Genomic DNA, 12,355 nt, shown 5'->3' on the forward strand with positions numbered 1-12,355 from the left:
CCCCGCCCCCCCCACCCACCCCCCCCCCCCCCGGGGGCGCAAGCGCACCCCCCCGGGGGGGGGGTTGTGGGGCCCCCCCAACACCCCCAACGCCCCGAAAGATGCCGACAGCCCGCTCGCCGCGCGCTCGTCCGTCCCCGATTCCCGGTCGCTCCCAGCGCGCAATGTGACCGGTCAACTGACCGGCTGCCGCTGTGCAGGAACGCCATCGGTCCCCCACACGACCGCGAGGGGCCAATGGCCTTTCGCTCGTCAGACGGGGCTATGACGAGGGGCCGAGGTCACCGTTGACAACGGTCTCGGTGATCAGAGGGCGGTCCCAAAGGGCGAGGATCTGCGCAGGCAGGAGACGCTCCAGGACGTCGACGGCCCCCTGGGCGGGCGCGCTGACCACCCAGGTGGCCTCGGCGCAGCCCCGGCTGTGAAGCCAGCGGCGCACGATCCGTCCGGCTTCGTCGCCCCGGACCTGAACGCAGTCGCGTTGAAGGTGCTCGACCACGGGCGCAGAACACTTGTTCCGAAGCCGTCGTATTCCTGTGCCCGATGGGCACCTGGCCCTTCCGTACGGCCCTGGCGGTACGCGCGCTTTGCTGAACGATGATGTCCCGGCGCATCTCGTGGCCGTCGCTACCAAGGAACTCGTAGAGCCTCTCAATCCAGTCCTTGCCGTCAGAACCATTCGGACGGGTTCGCGCAGCCCAGCCGACCGACTGCAGTAGCCGACCGTATCTGGGGGCACCTCGGCTGTTGCTCCGTCGGCTGGTGATGTAGTCGGTCCAGTCGCCCTCGGCGAGGGCCGTCCAGCGGATCGCGTCGCTGACGCTGGTAGCGATGATGTCGGCGAGGACAAAGGCGGGCAGCGCGGCCTCGCGATCGATCCCCCCGGCGAGTCGAGTGAGGGTGCGGTCCGCAGCGCGCTGCGGACCGCACCCTCGATGCGACACACACCCTTGAGCGCACTCCCGCGCCGGTCGAACCGGTACAGAGGCCACCATGCCTCGGCACGTCGTGACCACGGTGCCCGACGACCGCTGGACGCCGGAGCGGGCCCGCTCGTACGACGACCGGCTCCCGCCCCGGGCCCAGCAGATCAGCTCCAGGTCGTCCAGGGCCGAGGCGAGTGCGCCGCAGTGGCGTTGAGGGCGAACGGCCGGAACCTGCGCGGATCCACCGGCGCCTTCCGCCGCGTGCGGCACCGACCGGCACGTGCACCCCGTTTTCGCCGAGGGACTGCGCGACGTGCTGCTCCCCGATCGGTAGAGGCCCGGCCGCACGACCGACTGGCGAAGCCTGGACGGACGGTGTCGGCGACTGCGAAGCGGACGGGTCGGTACGGAAGCGGATCAGGAAACGTGTACGGCCAGCCCGCACAGGCCGAGCCCGTCGTCGGCGGCGGCGCGCCAGATGCGCAAGGGGCCGTCGAGGACGCACTCGTCCGTGGGCGAGTAGTACAGCCAGTCCTGGGCGTCCGCAGCGGCGCGTTCGTCCTGGGTGAAGGTGAGAGCGCGCTCCACGCATGGCAGGGTCCGGCGGACCTGGGCGGAGGTGAGGAGGAAGTTGCCGCACCAACCCGGTAGGAGAGCTGCACGGGCCGGGCCGATGGCATGGAAGAAGGATGCGACCGCGTAGTCCTTGGAATTGACGGAGACGAACATTCCCTCCGCCGGCAGGTCCGCCCACACGTCATCGATCACGGAGAAGTCCGGATCGACCAGGCCTGAGCTCAGGTCGTCAACGTGCGGCCCCGGCGCCATGAGTTCCCGGAACGACTCCACCGCGGCACCGTCCGCCGCCGTGAATTCTGGACTTCTGTACCACGTACGGTAATCAGGCAACGGGGCCTGCTGCCACAGCGACCACCGTTGTTGCGCGAGAGGCTGGGACCGGTCCGCCTCCATCGCGGGCAGTACACGGGGAGACAGCTCGGAGATGAACGAGTCGGGGTGGCTGCTGATCGCCCAGACACTGGTGAAGCCCATGCTGTGGACGTTAGTACCCGCTGCTGACATCGATGGCAGCAGCCGGCCGGTGTTCTCCAGGTGATCGGTGTGGTCGAGCTGGGCGACGGATTCCACGCCGCTCCCAGCCCGGATCCGAGACGACTGGATCCTGCCGCTTCGTGGCGTGGTTCGACGAATACGACAGTCGGCGGAAAAGGAACAGTACGCCGGATCATCGCCGAACTGTCGCTCGAACTGGAGCAGGCCACGGCGGAACTCGGCGCCGCCGCTGGCGTGGCCCGGCTACCCTTCCGAACCGGCCCTTCGGGGACGGTGAGACGGGATTAAATGTCTGCGATCAAGGCGCAGAGCGCCGTATGGTCATGAACCTCCCAAGGAGGAGAGGAGGTTCACCAGAGATGGGTTTGTTCAAGGACACGCCGCCCCGCGAGCATCCTGAGTTCACGCAACTGCGCTTCATGGCAGCCGGATCACCGTCATGGTGGAAGCAGAACCGGCACAAGGTCCTGGCGATCGCCGGACTCCTCGCCGGGCTCTGGCTCGCCGGACACCACCACGACGCCACCCCCAAGACGTGCGCCCCTGCGAGCACATCCAGCCCTTCTCACTGACAGCGGCGCGAAGCCCGGCCCCGCGACCCGTATGGGGCCGGGCCTCGCAGCCCGGTGCTTGGCAATGTCCTGACGACGGCGGCTGGGATCATCCTCTCCGGGCCGCTGATCACCGCGACTCTGATCCGAGCGTCCGTCACGCAGCCCGGACGCGCTCGATGAGATCGGCGACGCCGTCAACCTGGCGGTACGGCTTGAACGCCGGCACGAGTTCGCGGACCAGGGTGACGCACCGCTCGGCGCCGATGCGGGTGGCCAGATCGAGGGATTCGGTGGTGACGGCGAGAGCCTGCTCGACGTCGTTGGACTGCAGGAAGCCCTTGGCCTGGTAGGTGAGGAAGATGCCACGCGTCTTGTCCCGGGCCTTGGGCAGGAGGGACAGGCCCTCGGCCATCCTGACGTGCGCCTCGTCGGCCCGGCCGAGATCGAGCAGGCACTGGCCGGAGTCGACCGCGAGGTCCGCGGGGCTCATCCACGCGCACCAGCCTGGCGCGGGGTCGCTGGCCCGCGTCGACAGTGCGGTCTCGGCGTCGGACAGGTCGCGGTAGCACGCGGAGCGTTCGCCGAGCGCGGCGTAGGCCCTGGCCCGCCGGAGGAACAGCAGCGACCGGGCGGTGGGGTGCTTGGTACCGGACAGCGCGTGGCCGAGCTGGTCCACGGAGATGTTCGGCTGGCCGATCCAGTTCGACTGGTAGGCGAAGTCGGAGAGCACACCGGCGCCGAAGTCTCGGTCACCTGCGGCGTTGGCGGCTTGCAAGGCCCCTGCCCAGAGCTTCCCCGCGGCGAAGTGCTTGCCCTGGTCGAAGCGATACCAGCCGCAGGTGGTGGCCAGTGACGCGGCCAGGAGGTGCAGCCGCTTGGCGACGGGCTCGGCGTGGCCCCCGCCCTCGATCAGGTCGGTGACGGTGGCGAGATGAGCGTCCATCAGCTTGATCGTGTGCTGGCGCTGTTCGGTGGGCAGCGTCGTCAGCTTCGCGCTGGTTTCCTCCAGCCAATCCACGAGCCCGGGGTCCACGGCCGTCCTGCCGTCGAGGGCGGAAGTCAGGCGATCGGGCTCGATCGCGGCCCACTGGGCGGCGAGGCCGGCCAGCGAGACGGCGCTGAAGGTCATGAAGCTGCGGCGGTCCATGGCGGCTCTCTGTGCATCTCGAAGTGCTTGGACGGTGTACGCCGATCCCAGTGGCAGGGGAACCTCGCGGCCGGGCAGCCAATCGGGCCACCCGAACAGCTCCATGTCGGCGATCGGAACGTCGAAGGCTTCCGCGATCAGGATCTGGGAGTCCAGGTTCGGCTGCTTGCGCCAGTTCTCCCACCGGCTGACGGCCGTCTTGTCCGCGCCGGAGCGGAGCCCGTGCTTGCGGGCGGCCCGGTCGAGGAACACGACGAGGTCGCTCTGTGACCACCCGCGCAGTTCACGGGCGTAGGCGAGGGGGTGCCGGATCGGGTCGTCCACGGGGCCAATTCCATCATCGACAGTGACAGGCAGCCTACTGCGCGCGAGTGCGGGACAACCCCGGGACTACAGACAATGCCTGTCCAGGAAAGTGGAGTTGGCGCTGTACTCGACATGCATCGACAAGTTCCCTCACGAAGCGGAAGGAGTCAGCCCATGAAACGACGAGCGGCGGTCATCGGCCTCGGACACCAGGCACTCGAAGACCACCTTCCCGGCCTGCTCGCCTCCAACCGGGCCGAGTTGGTCGCGGTCTGCGACAACGACCCGGACACCCTGCGGGCCCAGCAGGCCACGCACAACGTCCCGGGCTTCACCCAGACCGCCGACCTGCTGGACAACGTGGCGCCGGACTTCGTCATCGTCGCGGTCCCGCACCACGCAGGCCGGGCCGTGATCGAGGAGTGCGCCGTCCGAGGCGTGCACGTCCTCAAGGAGAAGCCGTTCGCCACCTCCCTGCCGGAGGCGCGCGAGCTCGCCTCGATCTGCCAGCAGGCCCAGGTGGAGCTGATGGTCACGCTCCAACGGCGCTTCAACCCCCTCCACGCGTCGGTGGTCCAGCTCCTGGACCAGATCGGCACCCCGTTCCTCATCGACGGCCAGTACACCTTCCACACCGACGACCCCGGCGCGGGCTGGCGCGGAGACGTCAGCCAGGCCGGCGGCGGCTGCATCATCGACATGGGCTACCACATCGTCGACCTGCTGCTGTGGTACTTCGGGATGCCCAACCGGATCATGGCCGACTTCTCGACCGCCGCGCTGCCCGACGGCGGGTACGACGCCGAGGACACCGCCGTCATCCAGCTCGGCTACGACAACGACCTGTACGGCACCGTGCTCCTGTCCCGCTGGATGGCCCCGAAGACCGAGAAACTGCACGTGGTCGGCACCCGGGGCTCCGTCCTGCTGACGAAGGGCCAGGTCCAGCGCCTCGATGTGCACGGCAAGGTCGTCGACGAGCTGTCGCGCCCGCAAGCCCCGGCCAACGCGGCCACCGCCCAGATCGACTACTTCTGCCGGGTCCTGGACGGCGAACGCCCCAACACCGCCGGGCCCGAACAGCACCTGGGCCACATGGCCTTCATCGCGTCCTGCTACGAATCCAAGGCCGCCGGCCGCTACATCGACCCCAAGGAGATGCTGTGACGAACAACCTCGCCCTGCTGGGCGGCGAGCCCGCGGTGACCGCCGGCGGCACGCACTTCGAGTGGCCGCCGATGGACGACACCACCGAGGGCAAGGTCATCGCCCAGCTCCGCTCGGCCATCTCCATCCCCGGCCGCTCGGGCGTCGTCGCCGACTTGGAGGACGCCCTCCAGGACTACTTCGGCGTCCGGCACGCGGTCACCTTCAGCTCCGGCACCGCGGCCCTGCACGCCACCTACGACGCCGCCAGGATCAAGGCCGGGGACGAGGTGATCGTCCCCGCCTGGACGTTCCACGCCACAGCCTCGCCACTGTTCCACCTGCGGGCGGTGCCGGTCCTGGTCGAGACTGGCCCGGACGGCAACATCGACCCCACCGCGATCGAGGACGCGATCACTCCACGCACCCGCGCCATCATGGTCACCCACCTGTGGGGCAGGCCGGCCGCGATGCTCGCCATCCAGGCCATCGCCACGACGCACAACCTCCTCCTGCTGGAGGACGGCTCCCACGCCCACGGCGCCTCCCACGGCGGCAAGAAGGTCGGCACCTTCGGCCTGGCCGGCGCGTTCTCGCTCAACGGCCCCAAGCCGCTGTCCGGCGGCGAGGGCGGGTTCGTCCTTACGGACGACGACGACACGTACTACCGGCTCCTGACGTTCGGCCACTACAACAAGCGAGCCAAGTCCGAGATCCCGGCCAAGCACCCGCTCGCGAAGTACGCGGTCACCGGGTCCGGCCTCAAGCTCCGCATCCACCCGCTGGCCGCCGCCATCGCGCACGACCAGCTCGGCCGCCTCGACGGCTACCTCGCCGGACGGGCGGAGATCGCCCGCTACCTGACCGAGGAGTTCGCCCGGATCCCCGGGCTGGAGGTCATCCCGATGCCCGAAGGAGTGGTCCCGTCCTGGTACGGGTTGACGCTCACCTACCGCCCCCAGGAGCTCGGTGGCCTCGGCGTCGAGCGGTTCCACCAGGCCCTGGTCGCCGAGGGCGCGGTCGAGTTCGACCGGCCGGGCTCCACCTGCCCCATGAACCAGTTGCCGCTGTACCAGAGCCCGGCCATGCTGTTCCCCGGCCACCCGCACGCCCACCGCCGCTACCAGGCAGGGGACTTCCCGGTCGCCGAGCACACCCACGCGCACACGATCAAGCTCCCGGTCTGGCATCGTGAACAGGATCGTCCGCTGGCCGAGCAGTACATCCGCGCGGCCATCAAGGTGAGCGACCACCACAAGGAGCTGCTATGAACTCTCCCTTCGCCGACCCCACGTTCGAGGACACCATCCGCGCCGCCGCGGAGACGGACCGGGTGGAACGGTTCGTCGTGGCCGCCGTGATCACCGACGGCGACCGCATGCTGTTCCTGCGGCGCCCGGCCGGCGAGTTCATGGCCGGCCTGTGGGAGCTGCCGTCGGGCAAGGTCGAGAAGGGTGAGGGCATCGAGCAGGCCCTGCTGAGGGAGGTCGACGAGGAGACCGGCCTGCGGATCGCCGCGGTCGAGAAGTACCTCGGGCACTTCGACTACACCTCCGGCAGCGGGGCCCTCACCCGTCAGCTGACCTTCGAGGTCACCGTCACCCGGACCGGCCCGGTCACCCTCACCGAGCACGACGCGCACGAGTGGGCCGGACCCGACGAGATCCCCGCCGTCAGCGACGCCGTACGGGAACTCGTCACCCGCTGATCGTGCACCGTGAGCTCATCGACCAGGCCCGCGTAGACGGATACGACGCCTTCTGCGTGGGTGCACTCATCGTCCGCCACGGCCGGCTCCTGATGCTCCGACGCGCGGCGTCGGACTCCTGGGCCGGCCGCTGGGAACCGCCCGGCGGCGGCGTCGAGACCGGCGAATCTCTCGCCGAAGCTCTCGCGCGTGAGGTCCAGGAGGAGGCCGGGCTGGCCATCGCCAGCGCGCTGTACATCGGTCACCTGGACTACCCAGCCCGCGAGAACCCAAGCCGCCAGCAGGGGGTTCTTCTTCGCGGCCGAGGAAGCGCCCGGTCACTGGCCAGTCCGGATCAACCAGACAGAACACGATCGCTCCGCCTGGTCCAGGTCTGACCGCGTCCGGTCGACACGGCCCGACCTCCGCCTCTCGTCGCCCGGCGGCTGGCGCTTACGTCCCGGAGTGCCCCCGAGCCCTGGTGAACGCCCGGATGCGGCTGGACGGACCCACACACCTACCAGCCCGGAATCGGAACGGACCTCAGAAGTCCGGTCACGTCGTGGACGCCAGCCGGCAACGATCTCCCCTCACCCCACCAGGAGTGGATCTCCTTCCAGTCGAGCTTTGCCGAGGAGACACCGTGGTCCAGAGCACGCAGGCACTCGTTCGTGACGATCACCGCCGTCCAGACGAAGTTATGCGCTCTCAGGTCGCGGTACTCCTCGTCGATCCGGGCGAACATCACCAGCACGTACAGGTCATTCGCGGGCACCGGACCGTCGCGCACCAGCTCGAAGGGCACCGCATCCAACGGGCCGTGGCTCGGCGCATCAGGTGCGAAACGGGCCTTGACCTGCAGTCGGGCCAGCCCCGCGTATTGGTTCTGAGGCGGCCCGTCGGATCCGATGCCGTACGCCCCGCCTGAAGCCACATCCCATGCCCACCGCTCGCCCTGGCGCTGGCGCGCGAAGTACGCCAACGTCGGCACCCGCTCCACCAAGGACCGCCAGGGCACCGCAAGGTCGACAGCCAGTGAGTTCCTACGACCGTTCCCCGCCACCGGCATGGAGCCCAGCGCCGGCCCGAACTCGCCTGAGCGGTCGATCCCAGTGCGGACGCCGCGTGCCCTCTCGTAGGCCGCCCGCACCGAGGCACTCGGCCAAAACGCTGCAGCGGCAAGAGACTCCGCAAGGCCGCCGATCGGGTCGCTGCGGTTGGTCGCCAAGCCCGCCTCCAGGAAGCGGTCCCGAGCCGACCAGAAGCCGAGCAGCACATCGCCCAACACGGGCGCATCGCTCGAAGTGTCCACGTTCAAGACTGATCTCAACCCTTCTCGAAGGTAGAGCCGGATACGCTGTGGAACGCAAAGCCGACAACTTCAATCACGACACATGGCTTGCCTAGTGAACGGCGGGCAGGTGCCACAGGCCGGCGGCGTAGCTGGTATTGCGGCGCCGGCCGAGGAGCACCGCGCCGCCGTCGGCAAGGAGGAGGTGAACCCCGACGACCAGCATCAACGGGTCCGTCACGAGGAACTCCCCGTTGGCCGGTCGGGCTGACCGGCCCGACCGGCCGCGGCGGCGAGCAGCGGCAGGTAGTGGTGCATGTACGGCGGGACCTTGAGGCCGAGCACCTCGTCGAAGGGGACCAGACGCACGGCCAGGCCCTCGTCACCGAGCCGCAGGTCGCTCTCGTCTCCGTCCCAGACGGCGTGCAGGACGCGGGTGAGCGGAAGGCCGAGATCGAGGTGCGGGTCGGGGAGGCGTCGCAGCCCGGTGATCTCGATGCCGGCCTCCTCGCGGACCTCGCGCACCGCGCTGTCCCGGGCGCTCTCGTCGGCCTCGCGCCAGCCGCCGATCGGAGTCCAGTGGCCGGGCCAGGGCATACCCGGTCCGTCTTCGCGGCGGTGCATCAGCAGTCGGCCCGCGTGGTCGGTGACGAAGACCAGGACGCCCTCGAAGTCGTCACCGTCCGGGGCGGGGCGCTCCAGGTAGAGCGGGACACCGGAGCGGTAAGCGCGCAGCACCTGCCGGAGCCGCTGGTAGTGGGGGAGGCTCATGTGGTGGCGCCAGTCGTGGGCCGTCTCGAACCGGAACTCGGTGTGCTCGGCCGGGTCGAGCCGGATCCGGGCCTGCTGCTCCGCGGTCAGCGTGCCGCCGTCGAAGACGTAGCCGGCGACCGGGACCGGGTAGTCGGCGTCGGCCTGCGTGTGGATCACGGCGACCAGGCGTCGCCGGAGCACCTGCGGGTTCTCCGCGGCCAGGTCGAGGCCCAGCTCTTCCCGGGCCTCGCGCAGCGCGGCGTCGAAGGGGCTCTCGCCGTGTTCCACGTTGCCGCCGGGCATGTTCCACACGCCCGGATCGACGGTCGAGCGCATTCCGAGGACGCGGCCGGCGGGGTCGGTGACGAGGAGGCAGCCGTAGGCGGTGGGGCGGGCGATGGTGGTCAGGTAGCCGCCGACGGGGCGCCAGCCCGGGTTCGTCAGGCGGTCGGTGAGCCACTCGATCACCTCGCGCCGGCCGTCGCTCGTCGGCGGCAACTGGTCGGTGGCCGCCCACTGGTGGCCGTCGTGGTCCGGTGAGAGGACGACCGGGGTGTCGTCCGGGACGGCGGTGGTGAAGACGAACTGCCGTACCCGCGAGCCGTGCTGGTCGACGAGGTCCAGGTGCCGCGCGTACTCCAGCGACAGCCCGGTGAGCCCGGTCTTCTCGGCCAGCTCGCGCGCCGCGGCCGCCGGTACGGGCTCTCCGTTCTCCCGTCCTCCGTCCGGGTACTCCCACAGGCCGGGCAGGACGTCGTGCGCGGCCCGGCGGATCATCAGGATGCGGCCGGAGGCGTTGCGGACGATCACGCCTACGCCGATCCGCTCGATACCCCCGCGGAGGGCCGGCCCGGTCAGTACGTCGAAGTCGATCACTGGAGGGGCTCCTTGTTCTCCCGGACCGGTACGGTCCGCTGGGAGGGGAGGCCGGTGCGCTCGTTCTGGAGGTCCCACAGTTCCCTGAACCGGCCGCCCTCGTCGGCCACCAGCTCGGCGAAGGTGCCTTCCTGGAGGACCCGGCCGTCCTCCAGGACTACGATCCGGTCGGCGACGGCCACGTTGGTGAGCCGGTGGGTCACCAGGACGACGGCCCGCTCGCGGGCGACGGCGCGCAGGTTCTGGAAGATGCGGTGCTCGGCGCGCGGGTCGAGGGCGGCGGTGGGCTCGTCGAGGACGAGGAGGCCGGCCTCGCGGTGGAACGCCCGGGCGATGGCCAGGCGTTGCCACTGGCCGCCGGACAGTTCCTCGCCGCCCATCCACTCCACCGCCAGCAGGGTGGACAGGCCCCGGCGGAGCTTGGCGACGACATCGGCCGCCCCGGAGGCGTCGGCGGCGCGCAGCACGGCCGCGTCGCCCTCGGCGGTGGGCTGGCCCAGGGTGATGTTCTCGCGGCAGGTCAGCGGCCAGCGCGCGTAGTCCTGCGGGACCACGGCGACCTGGCGCCACAGCGCGTGCGGGTCCAGGTCGCGGGTGTCGCGGCCGTCCCAGCGCACCGATCCGGTGTCGGGCAGGTAGAGCCCCGCCAGGAGCTTGGAGAGGGTGGTCTTGCCGGATCCGTTCTCCCCGACCAGGGCGAGGATCTCACCGCGTTCGACGTGCAGGCTGACCCCGTCCAGCGCCTTGCGGTCGGAGGCGGGGTAGGCGTAGCCGAGGTTCTCGACGGCGATCCGGTGCGGGGGCTCGGGCGTATCGGTGCCGCGCCGGGGGCGGTGGCCGCCGGCGGTGTCGAGGAAGCTCGACCAGTCGTCCAGGTACATGCCGGTGCGGAAGAGGTCCGCGCCGTAGCCGACGATGCCGTGCAGGCTGGTGCTGACCGCGGTCAGGGCGAACACCGCGGCGCCGCCGCGCGGCAGGCTCATCCGGCCGGTGCTGACCAGCCACAGCATCGCGCCCCACACCACCGCGGTGCCGAGGCCGGACGCGGCGGCCCCGAGCACCGACACCCGGGCGCTCTGCCTCGCCGCCCGCCGCGAGGTGGCGTCCAGGCGCCGGCCGACCTGGTCGTACTTGGCGAGCAGGAACTCGCCCATGGTGTCGGAGCGGACCTGGTCGGCGTTGCGCTTGAGGTGGATGTACCAGCGCAGGTTCGCCATGATCCGGCGGTCGCCGATCGCCGCTCGGTTCGCCAGGAACTGCACCCGGGCGGCGTGCACCGACGCGATCCCCTGCGGCAGCGCCGCCAGTACCAGCAGGGGCAGCAGGGCGGGGTGGAGCACGGTCAGCACACCGGCCGCGCCGACGAGCGAGGCGAGGGCGGCGAGCAGGTTCTGCGCCTCCCCGACGATGTCCACGCAGACCTCGGCGCCGCGGTCGGCGGCCTCCAGCTCGTCGTTGTAGCCGGCGTGGTCGTAGGCGGTCAGCTCGGCCGCCACGGTGGCGCGCAGCACCGCGGCCTCCGCCTCCCGGGAGATGCGGGGCGACAGGTGGATGGTGACGGTCCGGATCGTGATGCCCAGCAGGGAGCGGGCGCCGGCCGCGGCCGCGATCACGAGGATCGACGGCGCGGCGTGGGCGAGCTTGTCGTCGAGCCGGCCCGGGCCGAACAGCGCCGAGATCGTGCCGGTCGTCGCGAACAGGCCCGCCGCACCGAGCGCCGCGGACACCGCCTGGCAGGTCAGCAGCAGCGCGACGGAGCCGCGGTCGATGCGCCAGCCGAGGCGGAAGGCGCGGACGACGAGCGCGGGCAGGCGGCGGGCCATCGCGCTGACGCTGATCGCCTCGATCGCCTCGATGCGGCGCCCGTCGGCGAGCCACTGGAGTTCCTCGTCGGGGGAGTCGGCCGGTGCCGTGGTCGTGGTGGCGCTCATGCGTGCGCCCCCTCGTGTGCGGCAGAGGTGCGTGCCGCAAAGGTGCGTGCCGCAAAGGTGCGCGGGGCGGGTGGGACGTGGGTCGCCGGGGCGGCGGGGGCGGGGGGACAGGCCACAGATCCTCCAGACGCAGAGTGCTCCGTGGCCGCGCGGAAGCGCCGGAGTGCCGGAGCAGCCGACGGGACAGCACAAGTCGGCTTAACGCAGGGCGAGTTGACGGTTTCCGCACGGCCGATGGCGTCCGATGATGGTGCTGTTCGAGCGCGCCGTTCAAGCGGATTACCTCCGGGCGAGCCCGGGTCGAATGGTGACTTTTCGATTACCTACCGGATACGGGCCGGGCCTCCTCCGGTCGGTCGCGCACGAACGCGACGGAGGCACCGGAACCCAGTGCGCAGGCGGCGAGAGCCTGTTCGATCACGGTCCTCCGGAGCGGGAGGATGCGGTCGCGGACGCCGTGGTGGGCCGGAAGATCGCGCTTCACACGGCCATCACCGGTTTCACCCGATCGGTTGGACAGCTGCCCGATCAGGTTTCGTGCGGCGGACCTGTCCGGGCCCGGGGGGGGGGTGCTGGCGGGGGCGCGCACGACCCCGACCACCGCCCCCCCCACCCCGCGGGGGGGCGCGCCCCCGGGGCGGGGGGGGACGGCGCGCCGGGAGGC

13 protein-coding genes are annotated in these 12,355 nt (G+C 70.7%); 6 read left to right on the forward strand and 7 right to left on the reverse strand.

Annotated elements, in window-relative coordinates; translation table 11 throughout:
* Positions 1-262: 262 nt before the first annotated feature.
* Entirely contained in the window at positions 263-499 is a 237-nt protein-coding gene (locus tag ACIRVF_RS24820) for a hypothetical protein (protein WP_402821696.1), read from the reverse strand.
* A 494-nt stretch (positions 500-993) separates the two neighbouring features.
* Between ACIRVF_RS24820 and ACIRVF_RS24825 the strand changes: the two genes are divergently transcribed.
* Positions 994-1,140, forward strand: coding sequence for a hypothetical protein (locus ACIRVF_RS24825; RefSeq protein ID WP_402821699.1), 147 nt, complete (start codon positions 994-996; stop codon positions 1,138-1,140).
* Between the two features lie 203 nt (positions 1,141-1,343).
* On the opposite strand, the gene ACIRVF_RS24830 is transcribed toward ACIRVF_RS24825, so the two are convergent.
* Complete coding sequence (locus ACIRVF_RS24830) at positions 1,344-2,075, reverse strand: hypothetical protein (protein ID WP_402821702.1); 732 nt, start codon at positions 2,073-2,075, stop codon at positions 1,344-1,346.
* Between the two features lie 284 nt (positions 2,076-2,359).
* Between ACIRVF_RS24830 and ACIRVF_RS24835 the strand changes: the two genes are divergently transcribed.
* Entirely contained in the window at positions 2,360-2,572 is a 213-nt protein-coding gene (locus tag ACIRVF_RS24835; RefSeq protein WP_402821705.1) for a hypothetical protein, read from the forward strand.
* A gap of 136 nt (positions 2,573-2,708) precedes the next feature.
* Here ACIRVF_RS24835 and ACIRVF_RS24840 read toward each other — a convergent pair whose 3' ends face one another.
* Positions 2,709-4,025 carry a helix-turn-helix transcriptional regulator gene (locus ACIRVF_RS24840; protein ID WP_402821708.1) on the reverse strand — a complete coding sequence of 439 codons (1,317 nt, stop codon included), beginning with the start codon at positions 4,023-4,025 and terminating at the stop codon, positions 2,709-2,711.
* A 156-nt stretch (positions 4,026-4,181) separates the two neighbouring features.
* Between ACIRVF_RS24840 and ACIRVF_RS24845 the strand changes: the two genes are divergently transcribed.
* The 4 genes from ACIRVF_RS24845 to ACIRVF_RS24860 are packed head-to-tail and all read left to right on the forward strand — an operon-like array spanning position 4,182 to position 7,238.
* Complete coding sequence (locus tag ACIRVF_RS24845; RefSeq protein ID WP_402821711.1) at positions 4,182-5,174, forward strand: Gfo/Idh/MocA family protein; 993 nt, start codon at positions 4,182-4,184, stop codon at positions 5,172-5,174.
* Entirely contained in the window at positions 5,171-6,424 is a 1,254-nt protein-coding gene (locus ACIRVF_RS24850) for a DegT/DnrJ/EryC1/StrS family aminotransferase (RefSeq protein ID WP_402821714.1), read from the forward strand. Before ACIRVF_RS24845 ends, ACIRVF_RS24850 begins: the two co-directional genes overlap by 4 nt.
* Positions 6,421-6,861: an NUDIX domain-containing protein gene (locus ACIRVF_RS24855; RefSeq protein WP_402821717.1), complete on the forward strand. Its 441-nt coding sequence runs from the start codon at positions 6,421-6,423 to the stop codon at positions 6,859-6,861. Before ACIRVF_RS24850 ends, ACIRVF_RS24855 begins: the two co-directional genes overlap by 4 nt.
* A gap of 2 nt (positions 6,862-6,863) precedes the next feature.
* Positions 6,864-7,238: an NUDIX hydrolase gene (locus ACIRVF_RS24860; RefSeq protein ID WP_402821720.1), complete on the forward strand. Its 375-nt coding sequence runs from the start codon at positions 6,864-6,866 to the stop codon at positions 7,236-7,238.
* 119 nt (positions 7,239-7,357) lie between these two features.
* On the opposite strand, the gene ACIRVF_RS24865 is transcribed toward ACIRVF_RS24860, so the two are convergent.
* The 4 genes from ACIRVF_RS24865 to ACIRVF_RS24880 form a co-directional block, all read right to left on the reverse strand.
* Positions 7,358-8,152: a hypothetical protein gene (locus ACIRVF_RS24865; RefSeq protein WP_402821723.1), complete on the reverse strand. Its 795-nt coding sequence runs from the start codon at positions 8,150-8,152 to the stop codon at positions 7,358-7,360.
* A 91-nt stretch (positions 8,153-8,243) separates the two neighbouring features.
* Entirely contained in the window at positions 8,244-8,372 is a 129-nt protein-coding gene (locus ACIRVF_RS24870) for a hypothetical protein (RefSeq protein ID WP_402821726.1), read from the reverse strand.
* Positions 8,369-9,760, reverse strand: coding sequence for an NUDIX domain-containing protein (locus ACIRVF_RS24875; RefSeq protein ID WP_402821729.1), 1,392 nt, complete (start codon positions 9,758-9,760; stop codon positions 8,369-8,371). The genes ACIRVF_RS24870 and ACIRVF_RS24875 overlap by 4 nt, the downstream gene beginning before the upstream one ends.
* Positions 9,757-11,691, reverse strand: coding sequence for an ABC transporter ATP-binding protein (locus ACIRVF_RS24880; protein ID WP_402821732.1), 1,935 nt, complete (start codon positions 11,689-11,691; stop codon positions 9,757-9,759). Before ACIRVF_RS24880 ends, ACIRVF_RS24875 begins: the two co-directional genes overlap by 4 nt.
* Between the last annotated feature and the right edge of the window lie 664 nt (positions 11,692-12,355).

Origin of the sequence: Kitasatospora sp. NPDC101157, assembly GCF_044768255.1 — a bacterium.
Taxonomy (GTDB): domain Bacteria; phylum Actinomycetota; class Actinomycetes; order Streptomycetales; family Streptomycetaceae; genus Kitasatospora.